Source organism: Allobosea sp. TAB14, from assembly GCF_052113865.1.
GTDB classification, from domain to species: Bacteria; Pseudomonadota; Alphaproteobacteria; order Rhizobiales; family Beijerinckiaceae; genus Allobosea; species Allobosea spartocytisi.
Window position 1 is genome coordinate 15,097 of the sequence record NZ_JBFRDQ010000089.1, and the last position, 25,710, is coordinate 40,806.

Annotated in this window: 30 protein-coding genes and 3 pseudogenes; 20 read left to right on the forward strand and 13 right to left on the reverse strand. The window is 67.2% G+C overall.

Going from position 1 to position 25,710, the window contains the following annotated elements; all coding sequences use genetic code 11:
• Nucleotides 1–70: 70 nt before the first annotated feature.
• Entirely contained in the window at nt 71–667 is a 597-nt protein-coding gene (locus AB4Y99_RS14890) for a histidine phosphatase family protein (protein ID WP_133564470.1), read from the reverse strand.
• A gap of 162 nt (nt 668–829) precedes the next feature.
• Between AB4Y99_RS14890 and folP the strand changes: the two genes are divergently transcribed.
• The 3 genes from folP to folK are packed head-to-tail and all read left to right on the forward strand — an operon-like array spanning nt 830 to nt 2,548.
• Nucleotides 830–1,672, forward strand: coding sequence for a dihydropteroate synthase (gene folP / locus AB4Y99_RS14895; protein ID WP_142022167.1), 843 nt, complete (start codon nt 830–832; stop codon nt 1,670–1,672).
• Nucleotides 1,669–2,043, forward strand: coding sequence for a dihydroneopterin aldolase (gene folB / locus AB4Y99_RS14900; RefSeq protein ID WP_166653040.1), 375 nt, complete (start codon nt 1,669–1,671; stop codon nt 2,041–2,043). Before folP ends, folB begins: the two co-directional genes overlap by 4 nt.
• Nucleotides 2,033–2,548 carry a 2-amino-4-hydroxy-6-hydroxymethyldihydropteridine diphosphokinase gene (gene folK, locus AB4Y99_RS14905; RefSeq protein WP_441523850.1) on the forward strand — a complete coding sequence of 172 codons (516 nt, stop codon included), beginning with the start codon at nt 2,033–2,035 and terminating at the stop codon, nt 2,546–2,548. Before folB ends, folK begins: the two co-directional genes overlap by 11 nt.
• A gap of 19 nt (nt 2,549–2,567) precedes the next feature.
• On the opposite strand, the gene fabI is transcribed toward folK, so the two are convergent.
• The 3 genes from fabI to AB4Y99_RS14920 form a co-directional block, all read right to left on the reverse strand.
• A complete protein-coding gene (gene fabI, locus AB4Y99_RS14910) occupies nt 2,568–3,407 on the reverse strand; it encodes an enoyl-ACP reductase FabI (RefSeq protein WP_441523851.1) in 840 nt (279 codons plus the stop codon).
• Between the two features lie 150 nt (nt 3,408–3,557).
• Nucleotides 3,558–4,460, reverse strand: a complete 903-nt coding sequence (locus AB4Y99_RS14915) for a DnaJ C-terminal domain-containing protein (protein ID WP_038359563.1) — start codon at nt 4,458–4,460, stop codon at nt 3,558–3,560.
• A 159-nt stretch (nt 4,461–4,619) separates the two neighbouring features.
• Nucleotides 4,620–5,075, reverse strand: a complete 456-nt coding sequence (locus AB4Y99_RS14920; protein WP_112764455.1) for an RT0821/Lpp0805 family surface protein — start codon at nt 5,073–5,075, stop codon at nt 4,620–4,622.
• A 123-nt stretch (nt 5,076–5,198) separates the two neighbouring features.
• On the opposite strand from AB4Y99_RS14920, the gene pdxH reads away from it, so the two are divergent.
• From pdxH to AB4Y99_RS14945, 5 genes are all read left to right on the forward strand, one after another.
• The gene (gene pdxH / locus AB4Y99_RS14925; RefSeq protein WP_441523852.1) at nt 5,199–5,813 is read left to right on the forward strand and encodes a pyridoxamine 5'-phosphate oxidase; all 615 of its coding nucleotides are present in this window, start codon (nt 5,199–5,201) and stop codon (nt 5,811–5,813) included.
• Nucleotides 5,814–5,866: 53 nt separating this feature from the next.
• On the forward strand, nt 5,867–6,643 hold the full coding sequence (locus AB4Y99_RS14930) for an SDR family NAD(P)-dependent oxidoreductase (protein ID WP_370954495.1): 777 nt from the start codon (nt 5,867–5,869) through the stop codon (nt 6,641–6,643).
• Between the two features lie 16 nt (nt 6,644–6,659).
• Nucleotides 6,660–7,139: an NUDIX hydrolase gene (locus AB4Y99_RS14935; protein ID WP_441523853.1), complete on the forward strand. Its 480-nt coding sequence runs from the start codon at nt 6,660–6,662 to the stop codon at nt 7,137–7,139.
• Nucleotides 7,136–7,579 (forward strand): TIGR02301 family protein, encoded by a 444-nt coding sequence (locus tag AB4Y99_RS14940; protein WP_441523854.1) that lies wholly within the window; start codon nt 7,136–7,138, stop codon nt 7,577–7,579. The genes AB4Y99_RS14935 and AB4Y99_RS14940 overlap by 4 nt, the downstream gene beginning before the upstream one ends.
• A 181-nt stretch (nt 7,580–7,760) precedes the next feature.
• A complete protein-coding gene (locus AB4Y99_RS14945; RefSeq protein WP_370954497.1) occupies nt 7,761–8,030 on the forward strand; it encodes a hypothetical protein in 270 nt (89 codons plus the stop codon).
• Here the strand turns inward: AB4Y99_RS14945 and AB4Y99_RS14950 are convergent.
• From AB4Y99_RS14950 to AB4Y99_RS14965, 4 genes are all read right to left on the reverse strand, one after another.
• Entirely contained in the window at nt 8,027–9,298 is a 1,272-nt protein-coding gene (locus tag AB4Y99_RS14950; protein ID WP_441523855.1) for an RNA polymerase sigma factor, read from the reverse strand. The genes AB4Y99_RS14945 and AB4Y99_RS14950 overlap by 4 nt on opposite strands.
• 59 nt (nt 9,299–9,357) lie before the next feature.
• Nucleotides 9,358–9,783, reverse strand: coding sequence for a YciI family protein (locus tag AB4Y99_RS14955; RefSeq protein WP_441523856.1), 426 nt, complete (start codon nt 9,781–9,783; stop codon nt 9,358–9,360).
• 74 nt (nt 9,784–9,857) lie between these two features.
• Nucleotides 9,858–10,280, reverse strand: coding sequence for a YciI family protein (locus AB4Y99_RS14960; protein ID WP_441523857.1), 423 nt, complete (start codon nt 10,278–10,280; stop codon nt 9,858–9,860).
• Between the two features lie 181 nt (nt 10,281–10,461).
• Entirely contained in the window at nt 10,462–11,802 is a 1,341-nt protein-coding gene (locus AB4Y99_RS14965; protein WP_038359577.1) for a dihydroorotase, read from the reverse strand.
• 151 nt (nt 11,803–11,953) lie between these two features.
• Between AB4Y99_RS14965 and ygfZ the strand changes: the two genes are divergently transcribed.
• The 3 genes and pseudogenes from ygfZ to AB4Y99_RS14980 all read left to right on the forward strand — a co-directional run.
• Complete coding sequence (ygfZ, locus tag AB4Y99_RS14970) at nt 11,954–12,853, forward strand: CAF17-like 4Fe-4S cluster assembly/insertion protein YgfZ (protein ID WP_441523858.1); 900 nt, start codon at nt 11,954–11,956, stop codon at nt 12,851–12,853.
• A complete protein-coding gene (locus AB4Y99_RS14975) occupies nt 12,850–13,512 on the forward strand; it encodes a DNA-3-methyladenine glycosylase I (protein ID WP_441523859.1) in 663 nt (220 codons plus the stop codon). The genes ygfZ and AB4Y99_RS14975 overlap by 4 nt, the downstream gene beginning before the upstream one ends.
• Nucleotides 13,473–13,925: pseudogene (locus AB4Y99_RS14980) on the forward strand (YfbR-like 5'-deoxynucleotidase); the annotation flags it as partial. The gene AB4Y99_RS14975 and the pseudogene AB4Y99_RS14980, both read left to right, overlap by 40 nt.
• A 1,068-nt stretch (nt 13,926–14,993) precedes the next feature.
• On the opposite strand, the pseudogene AB4Y99_RS14985 reads toward AB4Y99_RS14980, so the two are convergent.
• Nucleotides 14,994–15,182: pseudogene (locus tag AB4Y99_RS14985) on the reverse strand (TadE/TadG family type IV pilus assembly protein); the annotation flags it as partial.
• A 303-nt stretch (nt 15,183–15,485) separates the two neighbouring features.
• Here AB4Y99_RS14985 and AB4Y99_RS14990 point away from each other — a divergent pair.
• Nucleotides 15,486–15,647, forward strand: a pseudogene (locus tag AB4Y99_RS14990) (hypothetical protein); the annotation flags it as partial.
• A gap of 289 nt (nt 15,648–15,936) precedes the next feature.
• On the forward strand, nt 15,937–16,824 hold the full coding sequence (locus tag AB4Y99_RS14995; RefSeq protein ID WP_441523860.1) for a malate synthase: 888 nt from the start codon (nt 15,937–15,939) through the stop codon (nt 16,822–16,824).
• 66 nt (nt 16,825–16,890) lie between these two features.
• On the opposite strand, the gene AB4Y99_RS15000 is transcribed toward AB4Y99_RS14995, so the two are convergent.
• The 4 genes from AB4Y99_RS15000 to AB4Y99_RS15015 form a co-directional block, all read right to left on the reverse strand.
• The gene (locus AB4Y99_RS15000; RefSeq protein ID WP_156115885.1) at nt 16,891–17,058 is read right to left on the reverse strand and encodes a hypothetical protein; all 168 of its coding nucleotides are present in this window, start codon (nt 17,056–17,058) and stop codon (nt 16,891–16,893) included.
• A 38-nt stretch (nt 17,059–17,096) separates the two neighbouring features.
• Nucleotides 17,097–18,044, reverse strand: coding sequence for a dihydrodipicolinate synthase family protein (locus tag AB4Y99_RS15005; RefSeq protein WP_441523861.1), 948 nt, complete (start codon nt 18,042–18,044; stop codon nt 17,097–17,099).
• A gap of 8 nt (nt 18,045–18,052) precedes the next feature.
• Entirely contained in the window at nt 18,053–18,262 is a 210-nt protein-coding gene (locus tag AB4Y99_RS15010; RefSeq protein WP_038359583.1) for a hypothetical protein, read from the reverse strand.
• A gap of 144 nt (nt 18,263–18,406) precedes the next feature.
• Nucleotides 18,407–19,177 (reverse strand): class I SAM-dependent methyltransferase, encoded by a 771-nt coding sequence (locus AB4Y99_RS15015; RefSeq protein ID WP_113253714.1) that lies wholly within the window; start codon nt 19,175–19,177, stop codon nt 18,407–18,409.
• A gap of 107 nt (nt 19,178–19,284) precedes the next feature.
• On the opposite strand from AB4Y99_RS15015, the gene AB4Y99_RS15020 reads away from it, so the two are divergent.
• From AB4Y99_RS15020 to fghA, 7 genes are all read left to right on the forward strand, one after another.
• On the forward strand, nt 19,285–20,097 hold the full coding sequence (locus AB4Y99_RS15020; protein ID WP_441523862.1) for a helix-turn-helix transcriptional regulator: 813 nt from the start codon (nt 19,285–19,287) through the stop codon (nt 20,095–20,097).
• A gap of 53 nt (nt 20,098–20,150) precedes the next feature.
• Nucleotides 20,151–21,185, forward strand: coding sequence for a DUF3616 domain-containing protein (locus AB4Y99_RS15025; protein WP_441523863.1), 1,035 nt, complete (start codon nt 20,151–20,153; stop codon nt 21,183–21,185).
• A 17-nt stretch (nt 21,186–21,202) separates the two neighbouring features.
• On the forward strand, nt 21,203–21,766 hold the full coding sequence (locus AB4Y99_RS15030) for an NUDIX hydrolase (RefSeq protein ID WP_441523864.1): 564 nt from the start codon (nt 21,203–21,205) through the stop codon (nt 21,764–21,766).
• Nucleotides 21,767–22,101: 335 nt separating this feature from the next.
• Nucleotides 22,102–23,025, forward strand: a complete 924-nt coding sequence (locus tag AB4Y99_RS15035; protein ID WP_441523865.1) for a hypothetical protein — start codon at nt 22,102–22,104, stop codon at nt 23,023–23,025.
• A 199-nt stretch (nt 23,026–23,224) separates the two neighbouring features.
• Nucleotides 23,225–23,515, forward strand: coding sequence for a metal-sensing transcriptional repressor (locus tag AB4Y99_RS15040; RefSeq protein WP_038359595.1), 291 nt, complete (start codon nt 23,225–23,227; stop codon nt 23,513–23,515).
• 25 nt (nt 23,516–23,540) lie between these two features.
• Complete coding sequence (locus AB4Y99_RS15045) at nt 23,541–24,653, forward strand: S-(hydroxymethyl)glutathione dehydrogenase/class III alcohol dehydrogenase (RefSeq protein ID WP_441523866.1); 1,113 nt, start codon at nt 23,541–23,543, stop codon at nt 24,651–24,653.
• A gap of 207 nt (nt 24,654–24,860) precedes the next feature.
• The gene (gene fghA / locus AB4Y99_RS15050; RefSeq protein ID WP_441523867.1) at nt 24,861–25,697 is read left to right on the forward strand and encodes an S-formylglutathione hydrolase; all 837 of its coding nucleotides are present in this window, start codon (nt 24,861–24,863) and stop codon (nt 25,695–25,697) included.
• The last annotated feature ends 13 nt before the right edge of the window (nt 25,698–25,710 follow it).

Here is a 25,710-nt window from a genome sequence, read left to right on the forward strand (position 1 = left end):
CTGCTAGCACATTCCTCGTGCCAGATCATCCGTGAACCGGTGATGAATGCCGGCGCGGTAAAGCCGAGGCTCAGAGCCACTCGGCCTTGCTGCCCTCGACGACGAGCAGCTTGCCCTGCCAGATCTCGACCATGGAAGCCTTCAGCGGCGAGACCGCGCCGACGAGMGCGAGCACSGCCCGCGCCACGCCGCCATGGCTGACGATCACCGTCTCGCGCTGCAATTCCTCCAGCACCGGCCGCACCCGTTCCGCCAGCATCCGGTAGCTCTCCCCGCCGGGTGGCACGAAGCTCCATTTGTCGCGYTCGCGCAGATGCGCCTGCTCGCGCTCGGCTTTGCGGATATCGCGCCAGGTGAAACCTTCCCACGCCCCGAAGGTGAGTTCCTTCAATCGCGGATCGACGCGGTATTCTCCCGCCGGCAGGCCGAGATCGCGGCGCAGGATGTCCATCGTCTCCCGCGCCCGCTCCATCGGCGAGCAGATATAGTCGAGCGTCGCGAAGCCCGGCTCCAGCGCCTTGAGCCGCCCGGCCGCCTCCGCCGCCTGCTCGCGCCCGAGCGCGTTGAGCGGGATATCCTGCCCGCCCTGCAGCCGCCCCTCGCGATTCCAGTCGGTCTCGCCATGGCGGACGAGAATGAGCCGGTGCGGAAGCGAGAGCGGGATCATGCCCGGCTTCTGCACGCCTCGCCGGGGGAGGTCAAAAGCCTAATGCGCCCATCGGCTATGCGCAGGGCCGATCGCGACGATCCGTCGCTTTGGGTGGCCGATCGGCAACAGGCTGTGTATAGGCGGCAGGTGAGCCTCATGGCTCCGAATTCGCGGACCGCCATGCCTCCTGCCCTCACTCTCCCCGATGGCCGCCGCCTCGCGCTCGACGCGGGGCCCTTGCTCATGGGCATCGTCAACGTCACGCCGGATTCCTTCTCGGATGGCGGCTTGCTCGGCAGCGCCGAGGCGGGGGTGGCGCACGGTCTGCGGCTGGCCGAAGAAGGCGCGGCGATCGTCGATATCGGCGGCGAATCGACCAGGCCCGGCCACGAAACCGTCGATGCCGCGACGGAGCTTGCCCGCGTGCTCCCCGTCATCGCCGGGCTGAAGGCCCGCAGCGCCGTGCCGCTCTCGATCGACAGCTACAAGGCGGAGGTCGCCGAGGCCGCGCTCGCCGCCGGCGCCTCCATCGTCAACGACGTCTGGGGTTGCCGGCGCGATCCGCGCATCGCCGAGGTCGCAGCACGGGCCGGAGCCCCGATGGTGCTGATGCACAACCGCGACACGGTCGATGGCTCCCTCGATATCTTCGACGAGGTGATCGGCTTCCTCGAAGGCTCCATCGCCATCGCCACCGCCGCCGGCGTGCCGCGCAGCCAGATCGTCGTCGATCCCGGCATCGGCTTCGGCAAGACGCCGCGCCAGAACCTCGACCTGATCCGCGAGCTCGACCGGCTCAACGTGCTCGGCTGCCCGATTCTGCTCGGTGCTTCGCGCAAATCGACGCTGGGCCTCGTCACCGGCCGCAAGGTCCCGGCCGAGCGGCTGGCCGCCACGCTCTCCGCCCATCTCTACGGCGCCAGCCGCGGCGCCGCCATCCTGCGCGTCCATGACGTCGCGCCGCATGTCGACGCGCTCAAGGTCTGGGCCGCCATCGCGGACGAAACGAAGGTGATCCCGTGAGCGAGACCGGCCGCATCCTGATCGAGCAGCTCGATATCTACGCCTATCACGGCTTCTTCTCGGAAGAGGAGCGGCTCGGCCAGCGCTTCGTCCTCGACCTTGTGCTCGATGTCGACCTGCGCGCCGCCGCGCTGAGCGACCGCCTTGCCGATACGGTCGATTACGGCCGCGCCGTCGCCATCGTCAGCGAAGCCTTCACGGCCCGGCGCTATCATCTGCTGGAGGGTGCCGCGCGCGCCGTCGCGCTCGCCCTGTTCGAGGCCTTCGCCCCCGTCGCGGGCGTCGAGGTCACCCTGCGCAAGCCCGCCCCGCCCATCCCGGCGACGCTGGGCGCGGTCGGCGTCAAGCTGAGCTTCCGGCGTGGCGACTGAAGCCGCACTCGCCTTTGGCGGCAATCTCGGCGATCCCGTCGCGGCCTTCGCCGCGGCGCTGATCGCCTTGCGCCGGCATCCGGCCGTCAGGCTCGGACAGCTCTCCCCGGTCTATCGCACCCCGCCCTGGGGCAAGATCGACCAGCCGGAATTCCTCAACATGGCGGCGCGGATCGAAACCACGCTGACCGCCGACGACCTGCTCACGCTGTGCCTCGAGCTGGAACGCGCCGGCGGCCGCGAGCGCCGCGAGCGCTGGGGGCCCCGCACGCTCGACATCGACATCCTGACCTATGGCGAGACGGTAATCGACCGGCCCGGCCTCCAGATCCCCCATCCGCGCATCGCCGAGCGCGCCTTCGTGCTGGCGCCGCTGGCGCAGATCCTGCCCGCCAAGCTGATTGGCGGGCGAACGGTCGCGGCTTTGCTGGAGGCGATCGCAGACGAAACGATCCGCCGCGACGATGCCGCGACGGATCGGTTGAAGAGATTGCTGGCGCAATAGCGGCCGGCGGCCTTCCGGTTCACTCGCCCTTGTCGAGCGAGATGTCCGGCGCGGTCGGCACCTTCATGCCGACGACATGGTAGCCGGCGTCGACATGCATGATCTCGCCGGTGATGCCGCGCGACATGTCCGAGACGAGGAACACCGCGGTCTCGCCGACCTCCTCGATGGTGACCGTGCGGCGCAGCGGGGAGTTGTATTCGTTCCAGCGCAGGATGTAGCGGAAATCGCCAATGCCGGAGGCAGCCAGCGTCTTGATCGGCCCGGCCGAGATCGCGTTGACGCGGATCTTCGAGGGGCCGAGATCGGCGGCGAGATACTGCACGCTCGATTCCAGCGCYGCYTTCGCSAYGCCCATGACGTTGTAATGCGGCATCCAYTTCTCGGCGCCGTAATAGGTCAGCGTCAGCAKCGAGCCGCCATYSGKCATCAGCTTCTCGGCGCGCTGGGTGATCGCCGTGAAGGAATAGCAGGAGATCAGCAGCGACTTGGAGAAATTCGCCTCGGTGGTCTCGACATAGCGGCCGGTSAGCTCGTCCTTGTCSGAGAAGGCGATGCAGTGRACGACGAARTCGAGCTTGCCCCAGAGCTTCTCGACCTCGGCGAAGACKGCRTCGATCGTGGCGCCGTCGGTGACGTCGCAATGGCCGACGACATGGCCGCCGAGCTCCTTGGCGAGCGGCTCGACCCGCTTCTTCAGCGCATCGCCCTGATAGGTGAAGGCGAGTTCCGCGCCCGCGTCCGCCGCTGCCTTGGCGATGCCCCAGGCGATGGACCGGTTGTTCGCGACGCCCATCACGAGGCCGCGCTTGCCCTTGAGGAGATTGGCGGTCGGCGAAACGGCGTTGGAATCAGGCATGGGGGACCCGCAGATGAACGAGGAGCAGGTCTCTTAGAACAGTCGCGGGGAAGTGGAAACCGCTTTTGAACGCTGTCCCCACGCCTGGATTGCAGCCCCGCGAGGCCGAACCGGGCCTCGCCCAGGCCCGTTTCTTCGGCTGGCGGCTCGTTACTCGGCGCGCGCCTTCATCAATGCGGAGAGCTCCGCATCGCTCGCCGGCATCTCGATGTCGATGGCGACGAAGAGGTCGCCGGCGGCACCTTTCTCGCCCTTCAGGCCCTTGCCGCGCAGCCGAAACTGCTTGGTCGTGCCGGTCATCGGCGGAATGGTCATTTCCACGGCGCCGGTCAGGGTCGGCACATGCAGCGGCCCGCCCAGAACCGCCTTGGCCAGCGGCACGGCGACGCGCGTGCGCAGATCCTGGCCGTCGATGGTGAAGCGCGGATCGGGCTTGACCTTGATGGTCATCAGTACGTCGCCGGTCTCGCCGGAATAGGGATCGGTCTGGCCGAGCCCGCGCAGGCGCATGACCTTGCCGTCGCTCACCCCTTCGGGAATGGTGATCTCGACCTCGCGCCCGCCCGGCAGCTTGACACGCCGCGTGGCGCCGCTGACCGCCTGAGCCAGCGTCACCTCGAGCGTGAAGCTCTGCTCCGGCGGCTTCTGCGGCTCGGCCTTGCCGCGCGCGCGGCGGCCGGCCTCGCCGAAGAGCGAGGAGAAGATGTCGGAGGCATCGAATCCGGCGTCGCCACCACGGCCGAAAGGCGCGCCCTGGCCGAAATTGAACTCGAAGCCGCCGGCCCGGCCGCCACGGCCGGCGCCCATCCCCTCGAAGCCCTGGAATTTCGGCTTGCCCTCGCCGTCGATCTCGCCGCGGTCGAACTGCTTGCGCTTGGTCTCGTCGCCCAGCACCTCATAGGCCGTGTTCAGCTCGGCGAACCTGTCCTGCGCCTTCGGATCGTCCCGGTTCGCGTCAGGGTGCAGCTCCTTGGCGCGGCGACGGAAAGCCTTCTTGATCTCCGCATCGCTCGCGCCGCGGGCGACGCCCAGAACCTGATACGGATCGCGCATCCAAAAACCTCGTTTCCACGCAAGACTAGGACGGCCCCGTCTGCCGGCAAGCCGTCCGCTACGCCTTATCTGGGGATGGTGTGGCCCGTACGCAACATCTTGCGGGATACGCTTCCGCTCCCGCCTTACCGGCCGAGGCGAATGGCCCGGGCGGATGCTCTAACCCAGCCCCTTCCAGGGCTCCATGTCCTTGACCGCCCAATCTCCGCCCGAGGGGCGGCAGGCGGTGCCTTGCAGCTTGAGCGGCCGGGTCTGCGTCTGGACGCTGGCGATGAAGGCCCGGCAGATTTCGTCGGCGCGCAGAAACGGGCCGCCGACGGGCACGAAGGAGCCCTTGATGCCGGTTTGCGGATTGTCCCAGGAGACGGCGGCGCCATTGCCCTGCGGATCGAGCGCGACCGACATGGCGCCATCCGCCCGGCGCAGATCCTCGGGACCGAGCTCGCTGGCGAGGGTGCCCAGCCCGGCGGCCTTGTCCGGCCCCCGGCTCGGCAGGATGGCGGAGGTCGTCGCGACCTCGTCCTCGCTCTTGCTCGACAGGCCCAGGATCGGGAAGGACACCGAGCAGCCGGCGGCCAGCAGCCCCAACGCGACGGCAGCGACGCATGAGCGCATGGGCGCCACGCAGCGAGGAAGGCTTTGGAACGCCTCCGCCCCTGCCCTATATAAATCAGCCGCCCGAAACCGGATCACTTTGCGCTCGCCCAACGCCCACTTCCAATTGCTGAGGATTAGACTGTGCAACCGTTARCGAGCGGTGACTTCACCGAGGAAAACGAGCCTTTCGCGCTGTTTCAGAGCTGGTTGGACGAGGCGGTGAAGTCCGAGCTCAATGACCCGACCGGCATGGCGCTCTCCACCGTGGACGGCGATGGAATGCCCAACAGCCGCATGGTTCTGCTCAAGGGGCATGGGCCGGACGGCTTCGTGTTCTACACCAATACCGAGAGCCAGAAGGGCGAGGAACTGCTCGGCCAGCCCAAGGCCGCGGCTCTCTTCCATTGGAAGAGCCTGCGCCGGCAGATCCGCATCCGCGGCACGGTCGCGCTCGTCACCGATGCCGAATCGGACGCCTATTTCCGGTCCCGCCCGCGCGACAGCCGAATCGGGGCGTGGGCCTCGCAGCAGTCGCGCCCGCTGGAGAGCCGCTTCGCACTGGAGAAGGCCGTCGCGAGCTATGCGCTCAAATTCGGCGTCGGCGAGATTCCGCGCCCGCCTTATTGGCGTGGCTTTCGCATCACCCCGGTCTATATCGARTTCTGGCGCGACGGGGCCTTCCGCTTGCACGACCGCATCATCTTCCGCCGGGCCTCGCCATCCGAGCCCTGGACCAAGACGCGCTTCTACCCTTGATGCCGCGCTTCTACCCCTGAAGACACGCCTCTGCACTTGAGGACTCAAGACCCATGGCGATGCCGAAATTCGACTTTCCCAAGACTGAAGCGGGCAAGCGCCCGGTCATGCTGCTGACCGGCGCGAGCCGGGGCATCGGCCATGCCACCGTGATGCAGTTCGCCATGGCGGGCTGGCGCATCCTGTCCTGCTCGCGTCAGGCCTTTTCCGAGAAATGCCCCTGGCCGTCGGGGGCCGACGACCACATCCAGATCGATCTCGGCGACCCCGAGGACACGATGCGCGGCATCGCCGAGATCAAGAAGCGCCTCGCCGCCGAGGGTGGCAAGCTCAACGCGCTGGTCAACAATGCCGGCATCTCGCCCAAGGGGGCGAAGGGCGAGCGGCTGGGTGCCGCCACCACCTCCTTCAACGACTGGCACCAGGTCTTCCAGGTCAATTTCTTCGCGCCGATCATGCTGGCGCGCGGGCTCCTCGACGAATTGACCGCCGCGAAGGGGGCGATCGTGAACGTCACCTCGATCGCCGGATCGCGCGTCCACCCCTTCGCCGGCGCGGCCTACGCCACCTCCAAGGCCGCGCTCGCCAGCCTGACCCGCGAGATGGCTGCCGATTTCGGGCCGTTCGGGATCCGGGTGAACTCGATCTCGCCGGGCGAGATCGACACCGCCATCCTCTCGCCGGGCACGGAAAAGATCGTCGCGACCTTGCCGATGAAACGGCTCGGCAAGACAGAAGAGGTCGCCAAGGCGATCTACTTCCTCTGCACGGATGCATCGAGCTACGTCACCGGCTCGGAGTTGCACATCAATGGCGGGCAGCACGTTTGAGCCGGAGCCGCGCCCGATGACGGCGGGGGACGGCCAGGTCATCCGCTTCCCGGCGGTCGGCAAGGCGCCGGCGCGACCGGTTCTGGCCGCCTCCGTCGCGGTCTTCCGCGACGGCAAGGTGCTGCTGGCGACCCGCACCAAGCCTCCGGCCGACCGGCTCTGGTCCCTGCCCGGCGGCAAGGTCGAGGCCGGAGAGACGCTCGAGGAAGCGGCCTTGCGGGAGCTCGAGGAAGAGGTCGGCGTCACCGCCCGCATCCTCGGCTTCAACCGCCATGTCGAGATCTTCGGCCGCGATGCCAAGGGCGAGGTCACGCATCATTTCGTCGTCGCCTCCTTCATCGGCGAATGGCTCTCCGGCGAGCCGCGTCCGGGGCCGGAGGCCGGCGCGGTGATGTGGGCCGATCCGCTGAGCCTCGGCGGTCTCGCCACCACGCGCGAGCTTGGCGAGGTGCTGCGCCGCGCCCACAAGCTGTTCACCGGGGGAGCCTCGGTGTGAGGGCGCTCGCCGCCGCGCTCGCCATGCTGCTTGCCGTCGCGCCCGTGGCGGCTCTCGCCCAGCAGCGCCCCGCCGCTCCGRCAGCAAAACCCGCACAGGGCGCGAAACCGGCCGAGCCCGTGCCGCCGGAGCCGGATGGTCCGCCCTACGAGCCGCAGCTCCTCCAGCTTGCCGAGATCATGGGCTCGCTCGCCTATCTGCGCACGCTCTGCGGCGGCAAGGAGGCTCAGGACTGGCGCGATCGCATGGCGGCCCTGATCGACGCCGAAGGCCGCACGCCGCAGCGGCGGGACCGCCTGACCGCCGCCTTCAACCGCGGCTTCAAGGCCTATTCGCTGACGCACCGGACCTGCACCGACGCCAGCCAGGAGGCCTCTTCCCGCCTCGCCGACCAGGGCCAGCAGCTCTCGCGGATGCTCGCGGGGCGCTATGGCGGATAGGCCACAGATGTTGCACGAATGCGATGTTCGGTGGAATTCTTGCGGTCGCGTTAACCTTTCCTAAACACCACGCTGGCGTGCCGCTCTGGCACGGCCTATGACGGGAACGTCATCAAACGTCGCGATCCGGGGCAGAACCGCCGCGATTCGCTCCAGCCAGAGGCAGCAGAGTCCCGTCTCGATGTCGATCCTTTCAGACGACCCGATGCTCGACCCGAACCTCCCCGAGGACCATGGCGACGCTCGCCGTGTTGCCTACGGTTATGTCGAGGACGCCTTTGCCGAGGGCCAGCAGGATGGGCTGGATTCCGACGCCATGGCCCATGCCGCGCTCTTCGCGGCCCTGCGCACCCTGGTCGAGACCTATGGCGAGGAGGCAACCGCCGTCTTCACCGAGGCCCTGCCTGAGAAGGTTCGCTGCGGTGCCTTCACCAGCGGCACGCGGCACTAGCCGGCAGCCGCCCGCGCCTTCACGGCCCGCTCGGCCATCAGCGCCTGCTCCTTGACGTTACCAGTCAGCGCGACCGCCTGCTCGAAGGCCTCCGCCGCCTCCCGATGCCGGCCGAGCTTGGACAGAAGATCGCCGCGCACGCTCGGCAGCAGGTGATAGCGCTTGAGCGCAGGCTCCCCCGCCAGCGCTTCGACCAACTCCAGCCCCGCCGCCGCCCCCTCCGCCATGGCGACCGCGACAGCCCGGTTCAATTCCACGATCGGCGACGGCGCCACACGGGAGAGCACGGCGTAGAGCGCCGCGATTCGCGCCCAGTCGGTCTCCTCGGCCGTCCGGGCGCGGGCATGGCAGGCGGCGAGCGCGGCCTGCAGCAGATAGGGGCCGGGCGAAGCTCCCGCGAGCCGCTGCGCCCGCTCCAGCGCGGCCAGGCCGCGCCCGATCAGCAGCCGGTCCCAGCGGGCGCGGTTCTGGTCGAGCAGCAGGATCGGCTCGCCGTTCGGGCCGGTCCGTGCCCGCAGCCGCGAGGCCTGCAGCTCCATCAGCGCCACCAGCCCGTGAACCTCCGGCTCCTGCGGCGCCCGCGCCGCAATGATGCGCCCGAGCCTGAGCGCTTCCTCGCACAATGCCGGGCGCACCCAGTCGTCGCCGGACGTCGCGGCATAGCCCTCGTTGAAGATCAGGTAGACGACCTCCAGCACCGAGGCGAGGCGCTCGCCGAGCTCCGCCCCGGCCGGCACCTCATACGGCACTCTCGCATCGCTCAACGTCTTCTTGGCCCGCACGATGCGCTGCGCCATCGTCGGCTCCGGCACGAGGAAGGCGCGCGCGATCTCCTCGGTCGTCAGGCCGCCGATAAGCCGAAGCGTCAGCGCCACCCGCGACTCCTGCGACAGCACCGGATGGCAGGCTGTGAAAATCAGCCGGAGCAGATCGTCGCCGACCTCGTCATCCAGCGCCGCATCGAGATCGGGCATGGACGGGCCGTCGTCTTCGAGATCGCGGCCGAGCTCTTCCTGCTTGCGCCGCGCCATCGCCTCGCGACGGGCGGCATCGAGCGCGCGATGCTTGGCGACCTGCATCAGCCAGGCGGCGGGATTGCGGGGAACGCCCTCTTCCGGCCATTGCTTCAGCGCCGCGACCAGCGCGTCCTGCGCCAGCTCCTCGGCGCGGCCGATATCGCGCGTCAGCCGCACGAGGCCTGCGATCAGCCGGGGCGCCTCCATGCGCCAGACCGTCTCGACGGTGCGGTGTGTATCGCTTGCCGACATGGGAAGCGATACACACCATCAGCAGCCTGCGCTGGCAAGCGGCGCGCTTCGCGCGCCGTTCAGCCCTTGCCTTCGACTTCGTCCTTGAGGCGATCCCACTGCGCCGCGGTCTCCGGCGTGACGATCTCGCCGAAATCGGCCAGCTCGAACAAGGGCCGGATCTCGATTTCGGACGGGCCGGGCATCGGGTTGGGGCAGCGCTTGACCCAGGCGATCGCCTCCTCCAGCGAGGCGCATTCCCAGAGCCAGTAGCCGGCGACGAGCTCCTTGGTCTCGGCGAAGGGCCCGTCGACGACGGAGCGCTTGGCGCCGTCGAACTGGACGCGCGCGCCCTTCGAGCTGGGCTGCAGGCCGTCGCCGCCCTTCATGATGCCGGCTTTCACCAGCTCTTCATTGTAGGCCATCATCGCCTCGAGCAGCTCCTGGCTCGGCGGAGCGCCGGCTTCGCTGTCCTTCGTCGCCTTGACCATCACCATGAAACGCATCGGTTTTCTCCTTTGGAGGGACGGAGGCATCGCCTGCACCGTCCATTGAGTTGGATGTGGGATGCCGGGCCGGCTCAGCCGGGGCGCTTCTCGAATTCGGCGCGCAGGTGTTCTTTCCGTTCGCGCCGCTCCGGCGTCACCATGTCTCCGAAATCCTCCATCTCGAAGACGGGCCTGAGCTCGATTTCAGTGCCACCGTCGAAGGGCGCGCGCTTCAGCCACTCGACGGCCTCGTCGAACGACTTCACCTGCCAGAGCCAGAAGCCGGCGAGCAGTTCCTTGGTCTCGGCGAAGGGGCCGTCGGTGATCGCCCGCTCGCTGCCCGAGAAGCGCATGCGCAGCCCCTTGGAGGTCGGCTGCAGGCCTTCAGCGGCGAGCAGGATGCCGGCCTTGATCAGTTCCTCGTTGTAGACGCCCATCTTCGCGAAGACGTCCGGGTCCGGCATCACGCCGGCTTCGCTGTCCTTGCTGGCCTTGACCAGAACCATCACACGCATCGGTCTTCTCCTTGGGTTTGGGAGAACCGGGCGGCTCCGGCGCGGACCGCCGAAACCCGTTCTCTGACTGCACGTCGAACGGGCGCGGCTCAAATCGACAGCGCCGGGAATCTTTTTTGATTTTTTTGCGGCGCCGCCCGCGCGCTCATCCAGAGCCGAACGCGGGCGGCGCCGATCCGTTTCAGGCGCCGCGCGGCAGCGCCTCCAGGAAGCGGGCCGGCTCGCCTTGCGACGGCGTCGTCAATTCGCCCTCCCACATCACTTTCAGGCCACGCACATAGGTGCCGACGGGCCAGCCCGTGACGGTGACGCCGTCATAGGGCGTCCAACCGCATTTCGAGGCGATCCAGTCATTGGTGATGGTGTGCTTGCGCTTGAGGTCGACGATGGTGAAATCGGCGTCGTAGCCGACCGCGATGCGGCCCTTGCCCTCCAGCCCGAAGATGCGCTGCGGCCCGGCGCTGCTGAGGTCGACGAAGCGCTCCAGCGAAAGCCTGCCCGCATTCACATGGTCGAGCATGATCGGCACCAGCGTCTGCACGCCCGGCATGCCGGAATGGCTCTCCGGATAGGGGTGGTGCTTTTCCTCATGCGTATGCGGCGCATGATCCGAGCCGAGCACGTCGACGATACCCTGCTCGACGCCCCACCAGATTCCCTGACGATGATAGTCGTCGCGGATCGGCGGGTTCATCTGGGCATAGTTGCCGAGCCGCTCGTAGCAGTCAGGCGCGACGAGGGTCAGGTGGTTCGGCAGCACCTCGACGGTCGCGACATCCTTGTGGTCCTTGAGGAAGACCATCTCCTCCGCCGTCGAGATATGCAGGATGTGGACGCGGGCGCCGGTCTGCCGCGCGATGCGCACCAGTCGCCTGGTGCAGGTCAGCGCCACCTCGGGCGAGCGCCAGACCGGGTGGCTCGACGGGTCGCCGGTGATGCGCAGATCCATGCGCTCGCGCAGCATCGTCTCGTCTTCGGAGTGGAAGGCCGCGCGGCGGCGCGTGCGCTTCAGGATCTCGGCGACGCCCTGGTCGTCCTCGACCAGCAGGTCGCCGGTCGAGGAGCCCATGAACACCTTGATGCCGGCCGCGCCCGGCAGCCTTTCGAGATCGGGCACATTGGCGGCGTTCTCATGCGTGCCGCCGACCCAGAAGGCGAAGTCGCAATGCATGCGATGCCTGCCGCGCTTCACCTTGTCGGCCAGCGCCTCCGGCGTCGTCGTCTGGGGAATCGTGTTCGGCATCTCGAAGACGCAGGTCACGCCGCCAAGCGCAGCTGCGCGCGAGCCGGCCTCGAGATCTTCCTTATGCTCGAGCCCGGGCTCGCGGAAATGCACCTGGCTGTCGATCACGCCCGGCAGGATGTGCAGGCCGTAGCAGTTCACGACCTCGCCGGCCGAGGCCTGGCCGAGATCGCCCAGCGCCATGATCTTGCCGCCGGTGATGCCGATGTCGCGCGTCACGCGGCCATCCTGATTGACCACCGTGCCGCCCTTGAGGATCACGTCGTAGGTCTGGGGCATGGCGGGTCTCCGGGAGGTTGAGCAAAGACGGGATGCAGCCTACCTATCGGCCAACGCGCCGTCCCGGAAGCCCAAACAGTTTTCGGGTGGCGACATCATCCCCATTCGGCTGACGAACCTCGACCCGACATCAGAACTGGACCGGCTGCCCATGTCCGCCACAAGATTGATCGATCGCGGCGTCATCCGCGTCAGCGGCGAGGATGCCCGCGACTTCCTCCAGAACATCGTGACCAACGAGATGGACGAGGTGACGCCGGAGCGGGCCGGCTATGGCGCGCTGCTGACACCGCAGGGCAAGATCCTCTGCGATTTCTTCGTCGTCGCGCTGCCGGCGGAAGATGGCGGCGGCTTCCTGCTCGATACGCCCCTGCTCCAGACCACCGATCTGATGAAACGCCTGAAGCTCTACAAGCTGCGCGCCAAGGTGGCGCTCGACGACCTGACCGAGTCCAGCGCCGTCCTCGCTTCCGCCGATGGTGCGCCGCTGCCGGCCGATGCCGGCTTCGTCTATGACGACCCGCGCCTGCCGGCGCTCGGCCAGCGCGCCATCGCGGCTGCTGCCGGGATCGACAGCCTCGTCGATGCCGAGCCGGAGGCTTATCATGCCCGCCGCGTCGCGCTCGGCATGCCCGCAGGCGGGCGCGACTTCCCCTATGGCGACACCTTCCCGCACGAGGCCCTGCTCGACCARCTCGGCGGCGTCTCYTTCAAGAAGGGCTGCTATATCGGCCAGGAGGTCGTCTCCCGCATGCAGCATCGCGGCACCGCCCGCACCCGCGTCGTGCCCATCGTCTTCGACGACGGCATCGCCACCGAAACCGGCGCCGAGGCGACAGCCGGCGGCAAGACGCTCGGCACCATCGGCTCGGGCGCGAACGGCAAGGCGCTCGCGATGCTCCGGCTCGACCGGCTGGCCGATGCGCTCGCAGCCGGGCAGACACCGCTCGGCGGCGGCCTCGCCTTCCATCTGGCGGAAAAGCCGGGCTTCATCCGCTTCCCCTTCCCCGGCGAGCCAAGCTTCGGCGTCGTCGCAGGAGCCGTCCTATGAGCGAGACAGCTCTTCTGAGCGAGGCAAGTGTCTCCAGCGAGGAACGCATCGCCATCGCGGGGCCGGACGGCAAATTCCGCTGCCGCTGGCCGGGCACCGATCCGCTCTACCTCGCCTATCACGACACCGAATGGGGCGTGCCGGAGTATGATTCCCGCGCGCTCTGGGAGAAGCTGATCCTCGACGGCTTCCAGGCCGGGCTGTCCTGGATCACGATCCTCAGGAAGCGCGACGCCTTCCGCGCCGGCTTCGCCGGCTTCGAGCCCGAAGCGGTCGCCCGCTTCACCGAAGCCGACGTCCAGCGCCTGCTCGCCAACCCCGGCATCATCCGCCATCGCGGCAAGATCGAGGGCACGATCAAGAGCGCGCAGGCCTATCTCAGGCTCAGCGAGCGCGAGCCCTTCGCCGACTTTCTCTGGAAGCATCTCGACGGCCGCGTCCTCCAGAACAGCTTCCGCACCCAGAACGAGGTGCCGACGCAGACGAAACTCTCCGAGGCGATCTCGAAGGATCTGAAGAAAGCCGGCTTCACCTTCTGCGGCCCCACCATCGTCTACGCCTTCATGGAGGCCTGCGGGCTGGTCAACGACCACCTGACCGGCTGCTTCCGCTGGAGCGAATGCGCGGCGCTCGCGCGCGACAGCCGCCCCGCCGCCTGATGCCCCGCGCCCCCGAACAGCCGCGCGCCTGGCAGCGCATGCTCTCGGGCCGGAGGCTCGACCTGCTCGACCCCTCSCCGCTCGATRTMGAGATCGAGGAYATCGCSCATGGCCTCGCCCGCGTCGCACGCTGGAACGGCCAGACGCGYGGSGMSCATTCCTTCTCGGTCGCGCAGCAYTGCCTGCTGGTCGAGGCSATCGCSRGCCAYCTCAATCCCGACTGGAGCGACGCGTGGCGATTGATGGCGCTGCTRCACGATGCGCCGGAATACGTCATCGGCGACATGATCTCGCCCTTCAAGGTGGTGATGGGCGATGCCTATAAGAGCGTGGAGCTGCGCCTGCTGACGGCGATCCATCTGCGCTTCGGATTGCCCGCCGCGACGCCCGCCTTGCAAACAGTTCTGCAGCAGCGTCGCGTTCCCGTCCATCACGCGGATGGTATAGACGGTGATCCCCGCCTTCTTGATACCCGTGCAGGCAAGCGCCGTCCGCGAGTCGATCGCCGACTGGGAGGTGGTGAACCTGTTTTGAGTATTGTCGCCGTCCGTGAGCAAGATCATGTATTTTTTCAGCCGCGGCGTTTCCGCAGGCTTCGCCTCCGTGAAAGGCACGTCCGTCGAAAGCGTCGCCCATCCCCATACCGCGCCGATCGTGACGTTGGTGTTGCCCACCGGGGTCATCGTATTGATCTTGCTCGACAGYGACGTCCAATCGGACGTCAGGCCCATCGCCTCGACGAGCGAACTTTGGCCGCACCAGGTCGCCGGATAGGCTTGCGCGTTGGAGGCCGTGGCGCCGCCATCGGTCACGTCATAGTTCTGATCCCGGTCGGCAATGCAGCCTTCACTGTTCGCCCAGGTTGCCTTGGTCAGCGTCTGGAGCTGCGTGCAGGTCTGGTTCTTTTTCCCTTGCCCCGTCGGAACGCAGTTCGACACATCGCTGCCGATCTTGGTATTGGTGTTCGCAAACACGCAGTTCTGGCCCTTGGTGTCGCAAGTGACGCTCACGTTCACGTTACGGGTCATCCCGTAGCGGATCCACTGCTCGTCCTTGAGACTGCGGGAGATCCGGACCTGCGTATTGAAGGGGACGATCGAGATCCTGATCTGATCCGTCTCCTGGGTGGAGTCTTTCATGATCTGGATCAGATCGAGCGACGCCTGCTTCAGCGCTGTCATCTTGCCGCTCTGGGCCATCGAGCCGGTGTTGTCGAGCACGAGAGCAAGCTCGATGGTGTTCAACCCCCAGGTCGACTGGCTCGAGCTGGACACAGCGAGATTGTCGGAGCCGAGGACCCGCGCGATGGTCGTCGGCACCTGCGCATTGGCCACGATTTTGACGGTGCGCGCCGTGCGGTCGATGCTCACTTGGGCACTGGTGAACTCGCTTTTCACGTCGGCCGGCAGGTTGTCCTTGAGCCAGGCATTGACCCGTGCGGTCAGCTGCACATCGGTGAGCTTCTGCGCGTCGCGCGCCGCCATCAGGGCCGCGGAATCGATCGCAGCGTTCAGCGACTGCCGGGCGTTGCTGGCGCGCGAATAGTCGACGGCCACGCCGACAACACCCATCAGCGGCACCAGGGAAAGCCCGAACAGCATCATGATGTTGCCGCTCTGGTCCTTGCGGAACCGGCCCATCATGTCGCGCAGGGAACCGAACTTGCTCATTATCCACTCACCCCCGGCCGAATTGACACATTCGACGGGGCGAGCCTTGGGCGCCGGAACTTACAAATTACTAAAACCGATTTGAGGAAGTCGAACCTATCTGCGCATTTTGAGGGAAAAGCCGATGCCCTTACGTCATATCGCGCTAGCTTAGCCGAGAAAACAACCTTGGCGCGCATAATTCCTCTTCCTCTCGGCATGAGAGATAATTTCCTTACAGGAAAAAGTGATCGTCATTTTTTCTGGATTTCGAAATGACCCGTTTCGAGCCAGCATCGACCCAATGTTTCAGGAGGAATGCTGATGTCCGACATCCCCTCGCTCGATCTGCCGGCCGGCGTCGTCGTCAAGGGCGCGCTCACGCACCGCTTCGATGAAATTCTGACCCGCGATGCCCTCACCTTCGTCGCCGACCTCCACCGCCGCTTCAACGAGACGCGCAAGCGCCTGCTCGCGCTCCGGGCCGAGCGCCAGAAGCGCTTCGACGCTGGCGAAACGCCGGACTTCCTGGCCGAAACCAAGCATATCCGCGAAGGCGACTGGACCGTCGCGCCGATCCCGGCCGACCTCCTCGATCGCCGCGTCGAGATCACCGGCCCGGTCGATCGCAAGATGATTGTCAACGCGCTGAATTCCGGCGCCAAGGTCTTCATGGCCGATTTCGAGGACGCCTCCTCGCCGGTCTGGGCCAATATGATCGAAGGCCAGATCAATCTGCGGGACCGCTGGGCGAACAGGCCAGTCGGCGCTCGGCTTGAAGAACGGCACGATCAAGGCGACTGTCCTGATCGAGACCCTGCCCGCCGCCTTCGAGATGGACGAGATCCTCTACGAACTGCGCGAGCACATGGCCGGCCTGAATTGCGGCCGCTGGGACTACATCTTCTCCTTCATCAAGAAGCTCGCCCGCAACAAGGCCTATGTCCTGCCGGACCGTTCGCAGGTCGTGATGTCGAAAGCCTTCCTGCGCGCCTATTCGCTGCTGCTGATCAAGACCTGCCACAGGCGCGGCGCCTTCGCGATGGGCGGCATGGCCGCCCAGATCCCGGTCAAGAACAACCCGGAGGCCAATGCCGCCGCCTTCGCCAAGGTCAAGGCCGACAAGGAGCGCGAGGCCGGCGACGGCCATGACGGCACCTGGGTCGCCCACCCCGATCTCGTCCCGGTGGCGATGGAGGTCTTCGACCGGCTGATGCCGCAGGCCAACCAGCTCGGCAAGAAGCGCGACGACGTCTCGATCGGCGCCAAGGACCTGCTCGAGGTCCATCAGGGCACGCGCACCGAGGAAGGCTTCCGCGAGAACATCCGCGTCGGCGTGCAATATATCGAGGCCTGGCTGCGCGGCCGCGGCGCGGTGCCGATCTACAACATGATGGAGGAYGCYGCGACSGCCGAGATCAGCCGYGCCCAGATCTGGCAGTTCRTCCAGTACGGCGTCGAACTCGAAGGCGGGATCAAGGCCGATGCGGCGCTGTTCAAGCGCTGCCTSMCSGAGGAGATGGAGCGCGTGAAGGGCGARSTCGGCCCTGAGAACTAYGCMAAGGGCCGCTTCCCSGAGGCGATTGCGCTCTTCGAGACGCTGTCGCTGGCGCCGAACTTCGAGGACTTCCTCACCGTGCCGGCCTACGCCAAGCTCGCCTGACGGGCGGACCCGGATGATCGCAAAGAGGGCGCCGTCTTAGGACGGCGCCCTTGTCGTTTGAGGACCTCAGCCATGGTGCAGGGACCAGAGGACGCGGATGCCGATGACCGCCGCCATCAGGGCGATCGAAACGCAAAGATGCAGCACATCGGCTTTCCAGCCGCCGGCGGAAACGCGCCTTGTGCTTTGATAGACCGCCTCGCGGCGGCGACGGTAGCTGCCGATCACGGACATGAGAGCCTCCTTCGAGAGTGGGGAGCCGGTGGCGCGTATCAGCGCCGCCCGGCCGCCCCTGCGGCGGCGCGGCCGAGAGACTGCGCCGTCATGGTTTCCGGGAGCGGGCGCGGCAGATCCTCGATCGCCTCGCGGACGAGTGGAACCAGCTCCGGCCGTGCGGGTGTCAACGGCGCCCGGCAAGCGGCTTCGATGCCCGAATGAAGCAGCGAGAGCGCGAGCTTGACGAGAATCGGATCGGGTTCTTTCGCCAGCAGGTCGAGCAGCGGGATGAGCCGCCGTTGCAGGATCTGCGCCTGGCCGTAAAACTCGGAGCGCGCCGCGCTTTCCAGCCGCGCCAGCCAATGCGGGGCGAGATTGCCGATGCTGGTGACGGCGCCGCAGCCTCCGGCGAGCAGATAGGCCGGCAGGGTCTCGGCCGCGCCGGTCAGGCGCATGAAACGGCGGTCGCGGATCCTGGCGATCCGGTCGCAGCGAATAAGATCGCCACGCCGCTCCAGGATGCCGACGATGTTCGCCGCCCCTTCGAGCCGGTCCAGCGTCTCGAGCGCGATCTCGACGCCGCAGCGATCCGGATCGTTGTCGAGGATGATCTCGAGCCCGGTCGCCTGCGCGACGGCCAGCGCATGAGCGGCAAGCCCGGCCTGGGTCGGCCGGCTGTAATAGGGCATGCGCAGCAGCAGGGCCGAGGCGCCCGCCTTCTCCGCCTCCATGACGGCCGCGACCGTATCGGCCGTACCGTAAGTTCCGGCGGCCACGATGACGGGAAAGTGCCGGCCCGCGATGCTGCGCGCTGCGGTCAGCAGCGACTGTTGCTCGCGGTCGGYCAGCGCGGAGATTTCACCGGTCGCGGTGCCGACCACGATGCCGTCTGCGCCCTGGGCGATCTGCCAGGCGATCAGACGCTCCAGCGCACCATAATCGATCGCCCCGCTGTCGAACGGCGTGACCAGCGCCGTGAACATGCCGTGAAGCCAGTGGTTCATGGCATGCCTCAAAGCAGGCGCAGCTGTCTCGCCGTCATCCGGACGGCGCGTGGCCGATGGGCCGTCTCGGCCGCGGCATAGCGCAAGGCAGCGCTCCGGTCGGCGAAGATGCCGCCGCCGCGCCCATGCGTCTCGATGGCGAGCCAATGCCCCTCGGCATCGCGGCCGATGAGGAAGGCGGGAGGATCGGCGAAACGCCTGTGATGGATCTGGTTCATAATCCTGGTTTCCGAACGGCCTTTGGGACCGCACGGAAAAGGATAGGGTCGCAGCCATAGCCGTTCGAGACGGACTCCGGTCCCGGAACATCAAGATCGCATAGGATTTCGCCGGAGCGCCTCCCAGGGCGCTCCGGCGGCCGTTCAGCCCGCCTTCTTCGCCTGGAGCAGCAGCACCTCGATCTTGAAGCTGCCATCGGGCTCAGTGTCGAAATAGCCGGTGATCGCCGAGGAGACGGAGGTCTGCAGCGCCCGGATCGCCTCGACCTGCAGCTTCGGCGTGTTCATCCGCTCGACCCAGGACTTGAACTCCAGCCGCATCCGGAAGCGCGTGGCGACTTCGGCCTGGAAGCCGGCGCGGGCGACCGCCGCCTCCCATTCGGCGCGGGTGTAGTTGCGGCCATGCGAACAGTCGCGCAGGATCTCGATCGCCTGGAAATAGCTGTCGGCGAGCGGGTTCGACGGCGCGACCGTGTCCGACATCACCAACTCGCCACCGCTCTTCAGGACGCGCGCCGCCTCGCGCAGGCCGGCATCGACATCGCGCCAGTGATGGGCGCTGAAGCGGCTCACCACCATGTCGAAGGAGCCATCCGCGAAGGGCAGCTTTTCCGCCGGCCCCTGCTGCGTCACGACATTGCGCAAGCCCCGCTTGCCGGCGGCGTCGGCCACCACCCGCAACATCTCGGACGACAGGTCATAGGCCACGACCTCGCCGACGAAGGGTGCGATGTTGAATGAGGCATGCCCCCCACCGCAGCCGAGATCGAGCACGCGCGCGCCGTCCCGCCCCTTCGCCAGCGCCGCCAGCGCATCGAGATCCGCGCTCTGCGCATGCACCGCGCTGTGCAGATAAGCCTCGGCGCGCGATCCGAACTGCGCGCCCACCAGGGCTTCGTGACTGCCTTCCGACATCGTGTGATCTCCGTTCGATCGATGATGGCGGCCGGCTTAGCACGCACTTATAACTAGCTTCAGAGAGAAGTTTTAACTGGTATAAATTGCACCATGATAGCTGCGTCATGATATCCGGCCCCTCCCCCGAGCAACGCCGCGAGCTCGGCGATTTCGTGCGCACCCTGCGCGAGCGGCTGAAGCCGTCCGGCATCGGCCTGCCGGATGGCGGGCGGCGGCGCACCCCCGGCCTGCGCCGCGAGGAGGTGGCGCAGCTCTGCGGGCTGAGCGTGACCTGGTACACCTGGCTCGAACAGGGCCGGGAGATGGCGCTCTCGCCGCTGGCGCTGGCCCGTTTTGCCGGGGCGCTGCGTCTCGGCCGGGCCGAGCGAGCCTATCTCTTCGAGCTTGCCGGCCGGCGCGACCCCGAACAGGGCGACAGCGAAAGCCATGCCGTGCCGCCCGATGTCCTCGCCTGCGTCGGCCTGATCGCCGCCCCAGCCTATATCCTCGATCGCGGCTGGACGGCGCTTGCCTGGAACGAGCCGGCCAGCCGCCTCTTTCGTGGCTGGCTGGACGGCGACGCCGATCGGAATCTCCTCAACTTCATCTTCCTCGCCCCGGCCGCGCCGGCCCTGATCTGCGACTTCGAGAATCGGGCGCGCCGCGTCGTCGCGGAGTTTCGCGCCGATGTCAGCGCCCATCTGAACGAGCCCTCGATCCGCAAGCGGATCGAGGAGTTGAGCGAGCGCAGCGAGGCCTTTGCGCGCTACTGGCGCGAACGCGTCGTGCTGGAGCGCGAGGGCGGCGAACGCACCTTCAACCATCCGGCGCAGGGCCGGCTGGCCTACCATCAGGTCAGCTTCGCGGTCGCGAGCCAGCCGGAGCTGAAGCTGTCCATGCTCGTTCCGGCGGAAGGGACGACGGCCGACGCGCTTTGACATCGCCCCCCTCGGCGCGCTCAATCCCGCCCCCTGTTCGCCGGATTCGCCGCATGCGGTATCGCTTCTTGTCTCTCGCCACGGCTGCCTTGCTGGCTGCCTCATTCGCTCAGGCTGCGACGCTCGCACCGGAGCAGCGCTTCAAGGCCGTCAGCGATTTTGCCGGGAAGAAGCCCGGAAAGGCCGCGCATGACGTCAGCGGCCTCGCCTGCATGCCTGTCGCCAACGGAGCCCAGCGCTGCCTGCTGATCAATGACGAAGGCGCCTTCGCCCAGTTCGCGGAGATCGCCGAGAACCGGATCACGCCGGGCGCCACCTTGCCGATTATCGGCGACGAAGCCTCGCCGGCGGTGCTCGGCACGCCGCCGCAGGGCATCTGCAAAAAGCCCGGCCGCTTCGGCGAGCTCGATGGCGAGGCCGTCGCCTATGCCGATGGCGCCTTCTACATCGCGGGCTCGCATGGCTGCTCGCGCAGGAATGGCGAGTTCCGGCTTTCCGCCTTCCATCTCGCGCGTCTTCGCGTCGAGGCAACCGGTGCGCCGGCCGGGCAGGTCGAGCTGACCTATCGCCTGAGCGATGTCCTGCGCCGCGCGGGCGAGGCCGGCGCCTTTTTCGGCAAGAGCCTGATGGACGATAACGGCCTCAATGTCGAAGGCATCGCGGCGCAGGGCGACACGCTCTGGGTCGGGCTTCGCGCACCCTCGCTCGGCGGGCGTGTCTTCCTGGTCGGAGCCTCGCTCAAGGAGCTGTTCGCGCCGGGCCATGCGCCGGCAACAGAGGCGCCGCGCGTGGTTGCGCTGCCGGCCGGGCCGGATCGCGGCATCCGCGATCTCGCCCTCCTTCCCGGCGGGCGGCTGCTCGCGCTGATCGGGCCGGCGCAGGAGCAGCAACGGCCTTATGGCCTGCTGCTGATCGACCCCGCCCGGCCCGACGCCACCGCCGATCTCGGCGAGTTGCCGGAGCGGCGCAACGCGAAGGCCGAATCCCTGACGGTGCTCGCGCAGCAGGGCCGCAAGCTCGATGTCCTCATCGGCTATGACGGCCCGCGCAACGGCCATTTCGAATCCTACCACCTGCAACTGCCCTGAGAGATTGAAGCGAAGCCATGGATTTCATGCCCTGCCTGACCGAAGCCGTCGCACGCTATCGCAGCGAGGTCGCGGGCTCCCGCGAGCATCTCTCGCTGCTGCGCTGGCAGATCGAGCAAGGCCATGCCCTCGACCGGCGCGAGACCTTTCCCGGCCACGTCACCACCAGCGCCTTCGTGCTCTCTCCCGACCACGCCCGCATCCTGCTGATCGACCATGTCGTCATCGGCCGCTGGCTCCAGCCCGGCGGGCATTGGGAGGAGGCCGAGTACTTCCACCAATCGGCGGCGCGCGAGGCGGTCGAGGAGACCGGCGTGCAGGATTTGCAGCTCCACCCCTGGCATCGCGAGGCGGATGTCCCCTTCGCCATCGACAGCCATGACGTGCCGGGCAAGCCCGCTCGCGGCGAGCCGGACCATGTCCATCACGACCTGCAATATCTCTTCCTCGCCGACCCGGCCCGGCCGCTCGTCGCTCAGGTCGAGGAGGTGCATGCCGCCGCCTGGAAGCCGGTGGAGGAGCTGGCGGCGATCGCGCCGCGCGCGCTGGCCCGGATCGCGATGCTGGCCCTGCCTGGTTGATTGTTGCGGCGGCGCAACATGTAATATTATTACGAAAAGAGAGCCTCCGCTCTCTCGCTTCCCCGTCATCGGCGCGCCATAGTTTGGTCGGAAGCGATTATGCTATTGCGAATCAATCGCAATAGCATAAGGTCATTGCTCACCCCGCCGGAGCCGCCATGCCGACAGCCCTTCTTCTTCTGTTGCAACGCCGCAACAGCCGAACGGATTGCCGAAATACCTATGGCTCTTTTATCGCGGAAAGCGGGCCGCGAATGCATCATCACACCGATMCGAGTGACTGAGCACGCTTTGCACGCACGGTGCCCCGCCCCTCCTCAACTGGAATGTCCGCGATGAAGCTGGCCTCAGCCCTCCTCTCCTCCCGCCTCGCCTTCGCGTTCCTCGGGGCCTGCGTCGCCACCGCAGGCGCTGCCGCCGACCTGCCCTCCCGCAAGGGCGCGCCCGCGGCACCTGCGCCGGTCGTCTCCCGCTGCACCGAGAGCGAGGGCATTCCGACCGACGCCTTCGGCTTCACCACCGGCTCCGACGTGGCCGATGTCGGCTCCTTCGGCCCCAGCCTGACCTATAATGGCGGCTTCGGCACCCGGGTCGGCACCTCCAACAGCCACGGCTTGACGCTGCAGGGCTCCTACGGCCTGTTCCCCTGCGCCGAGGTCGGCCCCTATGTCCTCGGCAATTTCACCGATGCCTCGGCCGGCGGTATCAGCGCCGATTCGCGCGGCTACGGCGCCGGCGTCGAGATGAAGTACCGCCTGCTCGGCCGYGACWTGCACGGCATCGGCCTGACGCTGGTGATCGACCCGAGCGTTACTCGCACCGATCCGGACGGCATCGCCCGCAACTTCACCACCTACAATACCGGCATCCGCCTCTTCGCCGACAAGACGCTGATCCCGAACACGCTCTATGCGGCGGTGAACGTCTCGCAGGACCTGACCTGGACCGGCCCCTCGCCCTATGGCCGCTCCTCGACGTTGACGCTCGCCGGCTCGCTCGCCTGGCAGGTGCAGGACGGGCTCTATCTCAGCGGCGAGGTCCGCCACATGCGCAAGCACAACGAACTCGGCTTCGACAAGGAGGCCGGTTACGCCACCTATGTCGGCCCCGGCGTGTTCTGGCAGGCGACGAAGCAGCTCGCCCTTTCGGCAGCCTACAACATCCAGGTCGCCGGCAAGGCCAAGGGCCAGCCCGGCGATCTCGACCTGACCAATTTCAGCCAGCACCTCGTCAAGGTGAAGCTGGGCTACAGCTTCTGACGATCCAATCGAGACCTCAGCCCTCATCCTGAGGAGCCGCGAATGCAGCGTCTCGAAGGATGAGGGCTGGGTCATGATTTTGCGCAAAGCGAAGAGCGGCAGCGGCAACGCTGCCGCTCTTTTCGTTTCGGCCCGCCTCGCGCGTTGACATACTCCCCCTCAGTACCATAGCGTCGCGGCAACCGGAGCCTCGGTGCCCATGCCTCATACGCCTGAAGAGAAGAAGCGCGCCGTCACGCGGCTGCGCCGGATCAGGGGGCAGACCGATGCCCTGATCGCGGCCGTCGAGCGCGGCGAGGAATGCGGTGCGCTGCTGCAGCAGCTCGCGGCGTTACGCGGCGCGGCGACCGGGCTGATGGCGGAGGTGCTCGAAAGCCATCTGCGCGAAACCATGCAAGCCGGCGCCGGCCCGGCCATCGGCTCCGCCGATGACGCGAACGAAGACGAGATCGCCGCCATCATGCGGGTGATCCGCCCCTATCTGAAATGAACAGCCTCAAAGAAGGAACCGCCCGATGAAGACCCGCGCCGCCGTCGCCTGGGAAGCCGGCAAGCCCCTCACCATCGAGACCATCGAGATCGGCGGCCCGAAGGCCGGCGAGGTTCTCGTCGAGGTGATGGCGACCGGCATCTGCCACACCGACGCCTATACGCTCTCGGGCCTGGATTCGGAGGGCAAGTTCCCGGCGATCCTCGGCCATGAGGGTGCCGGCATCGTGCGCGAGGTCGGCGCCGGCGTCACCACGCTCAAGGTCGGCGACCACGTCATCCCGCTCTACACTCCGGAATGCCGCAATTGTAAGTCCTGCCTGTCGCGCCGCACCAATCTCTGCACCTCGATCCGCGCCACGCAAGGGCAAGGCGTCATGCCGGACGGCACCTCGCGCTTCTCCTGCGATAGCGGCGAGATCTTCCACTACATGGGCTGCTCGACCTTCGCGAACTTCACGGTCCTGCCCGAGATCGCGCTGGCCAAGGTCCGCGAGGACGCCCCCTTCGACAAGATCTGCTATATCGGCTGCGGCGTGACCACCGGCATCGGCGCGGTGATCTACACGGCCAAGGTCTGGCCGGGCGCCAACGTCGTCGTCTTCGGGCTCGGCGGCATCGGCCTCAACGTCATCCAGGGCGCCCGCATGGTCGGCGCCGACAAGATCATCGGYGTCGACATCAATCCGGSCAAGCAGGAGATGGCGCGCAAGTTCGGCATGACCGACTTCATCAAYCCGRMSGAGATCGGCAACGACAAGGTCGTGCAGGCGATCGTCGATCTCACCGGCGGCGGCGCCGATTTCTCCTTCGACGCCACCGGCAACACCAATGTGATGCGCCAGGCGCTGGAATGCTGCCATCGCGGCTGGGGCGAGTCGATCGTCATCGGCGTGGCCGAGGCCGGCAAGGAGATCGCGACGCGCCCCTTCCAGCTCGTCACCGGCCGCGTCTGGAAGGGCACGGCCTTCGGCGGCGCSCGCGGGCGCACCGACGTGCCGAAGATCGTCGACTGGTACATGGAGGGCAAGATCAACATCGACGACCTGATCACCCACAAGCTGAAGCTCGAGGAGATCAACCACGGCTTCGACCTGATGCATGAAGGCAAGTCGATCCGCAGCGTCGTGGTCTATTGAGGCGTCGTTTTGCCGCCTCATCTGTGAGGCAGTGAAGCATCCTCAGTCATTCCGGGGCAGCGCGAAGCGCTGAACCCGGAACCCGCGACGGGGCATGACGCTTGAACAAGCCGACTGGGCAAGGGCTCGCCCGGTCGTCGGTCCGGATTCGATCCTGACGGATCGCCCCGGAACGACAAAAGCGCGCGCCGCAAGAAAGGACCCCGCATGGAACTCCTCTCCGCCTCCAAGGCCTTCGGCGGCTCGCAGCGCGTCTATCGGCATGAGAGCACGGCCTGCGCCTGCCCGATGACCTTCGCGATCTACCTGCCGCATCAGGCGGAGGAAGGGCCGGTGCCGGTGCTGTGGTATCTTTCCGGCCTGACCTGCACCCACCAGAACGTCATGGACAAGGGCGAATACCGCGCGGCGGCTGCCGCCAACGGCATCGCCGTCATCTGCCCGGACACCAGCCCGCGCGGCGAGGACGTGCCGGACGAGCCGGGCAACTGGCAGTTCGGCTCGGGCGCGGGCTTCTACCTCGACGCCACCCAGGCCCCCTATGCCGCGAACTACCGCATGGAGAGCTATATCCGCGACGAGCTGCCGGAGCTGGTCGCCCGGAACTTCCCGCTCGACATGTCCCGTCAGGGCATTTTCGGCCATTCCATGGGCGGCCATGGCGCGATCACGCTCGCCCTCAAGAACCCGGAGCGCTACCGCTCCGTCTCCGCCTTCGCCCCGATCTCGCAGCCCTCGACCGCCGGCTGGTCGCGCCCGGCCTTCGAGAAATATCTCGGCCCCGACGAGGCCGGCTGGCGCGCCTACGACTCGACCCTGCTGATCGCGGACGGGCATCGCCTCAAGGAACTGCTCGTCGATCAGGGCGGCGCCGACGGCTTCCTCGAGGAAGGCCTGCGCCCGCAATTGCTCGAGATCGCCTGCGCCACCGCCGGCATCCCGCTGCAGCTCACGCTGCGGGAGGGTTACGATCACTCCTACAACTTCGTCTCCACCTTCATGGCCCAGCACATCGCCTGGCACGCCGAGCGCCTCTTCGCCTGAACGGCCTGAGGGA

Excerpts from the sequence above, each read along its gene's own strand:
- folP (WP_142022167.1), top strand. The coding sequence starts at position 830 with ATGCCTCCTGCCCTCACTCTCCCCGATGGCCGCCGCCTCGCGCTCGAC.
- AB4Y99_RS14915 (WP_038359563.1), bottom strand. The coding sequence starts at position 4,460 with ATGCGCGATCCGTATCAGGTTCTGGGCGTCGCCCGCGGCGCGAGCGAT.
- AB4Y99_RS14920 (WP_112764455.1), bottom strand. The coding sequence starts at position 5,075 with ATGCGCTCATGCGTCGCTGCCGTCGCGTTGGGGCTGCTGGCCGCCGGC.
- AB4Y99_RS14930 (WP_370954495.1), top strand. The coding sequence starts at position 5,867 with ATGGCGATGCCGAAATTCGACTTTCCCAAGACTGAAGCGGGCAAGCGC.
- AB4Y99_RS14935 (WP_441523853.1), top strand. The coding sequence starts at position 6,660 with ATGACGGCGGGGGACGGCCAGGTCATCCGCTTCCCGGCGGTCGGCAAG.
- AB4Y99_RS14945 (WP_370954497.1), top strand. The coding sequence starts at position 7,761 with ATGTCGATCCTTTCAGACGACCCGATGCTCGACCCGAACCTCCCCGAG.
- AB4Y99_RS14950 (WP_441523855.1), bottom strand. The coding sequence starts at position 9,298 with ATGTCGGCAAGCGATACACACCGCACCGTCGAGACGGTCTGGCGCATG.
- AB4Y99_RS14955 (WP_441523856.1), bottom strand. The coding sequence starts at position 9,783 with ATGCGTTTCATGGTGATGGTCAAGGCGACGAAGGACAGCGAAGCCGGC.
- AB4Y99_RS14960 (WP_441523857.1), bottom strand. The coding sequence starts at position 10,280 with ATGCGTGTGATGGTTCTGGTCAAGGCCAGCAAGGACAGCGAAGCCGGC.
- AB4Y99_RS14965 (WP_038359577.1), bottom strand. The coding sequence starts at position 11,802 with ATGCCCCAGACCTACGACGTGATCCTCAAGGGCGGCACGGTGGTCAAT.
- AB4Y99_RS14975 (WP_441523859.1), top strand. The coding sequence starts at position 12,850 with ATGAGCGAGACAGCTCTTCTGAGCGAGGCAAGTGTCTCCAGCGAGGAA.
- AB4Y99_RS15000 (WP_156115885.1), bottom strand. The coding sequence starts at position 17,058 with ATGTCCGTGATCGGCAGCTACCGTCGCCGCCGCGAGGCGGTCTATCAA.
- AB4Y99_RS15010 (WP_038359583.1), bottom strand. The coding sequence starts at position 18,262 with ATGAACCAGATCCATCACAGGCGTTTCGCCGATCCTCCCGCCTTCCTC.
- AB4Y99_RS15015 (WP_113253714.1), bottom strand. The coding sequence starts at position 19,177 with ATGTCGGAAGGCAGTCACGAAGCCCTGGTGGGCGCGCAGTTCGGATCG.
- AB4Y99_RS15020 (WP_441523862.1), top strand. The coding sequence starts at position 19,285 with ATGATATCCGGCCCCTCCCCCGAGCAACGCCGCGAGCTCGGCGATTTC.
- AB4Y99_RS15025 (WP_441523863.1), top strand. The coding sequence starts at position 20,151 with ATGCGGTATCGCTTCTTGTCTCTCGCCACGGCTGCCTTGCTGGCTGCC.
- AB4Y99_RS15030 (WP_441523864.1), top strand. The coding sequence starts at position 21,203 with ATGGATTTCATGCCCTGCCTGACCGAAGCCGTCGCACGCTATCGCAGC.
- AB4Y99_RS15040 (WP_038359595.1), top strand. The coding sequence starts at position 23,225 with ATGCCTCATACGCCTGAAGAGAAGAAGCGCGCCGTCACGCGGCTGCGC.
- fghA (WP_441523867.1), top strand. The coding sequence starts at position 24,861 with ATGGAACTCCTCTCCGCCTCCAAGGCCTTCGGCGGCTCGCAGCGCGTC.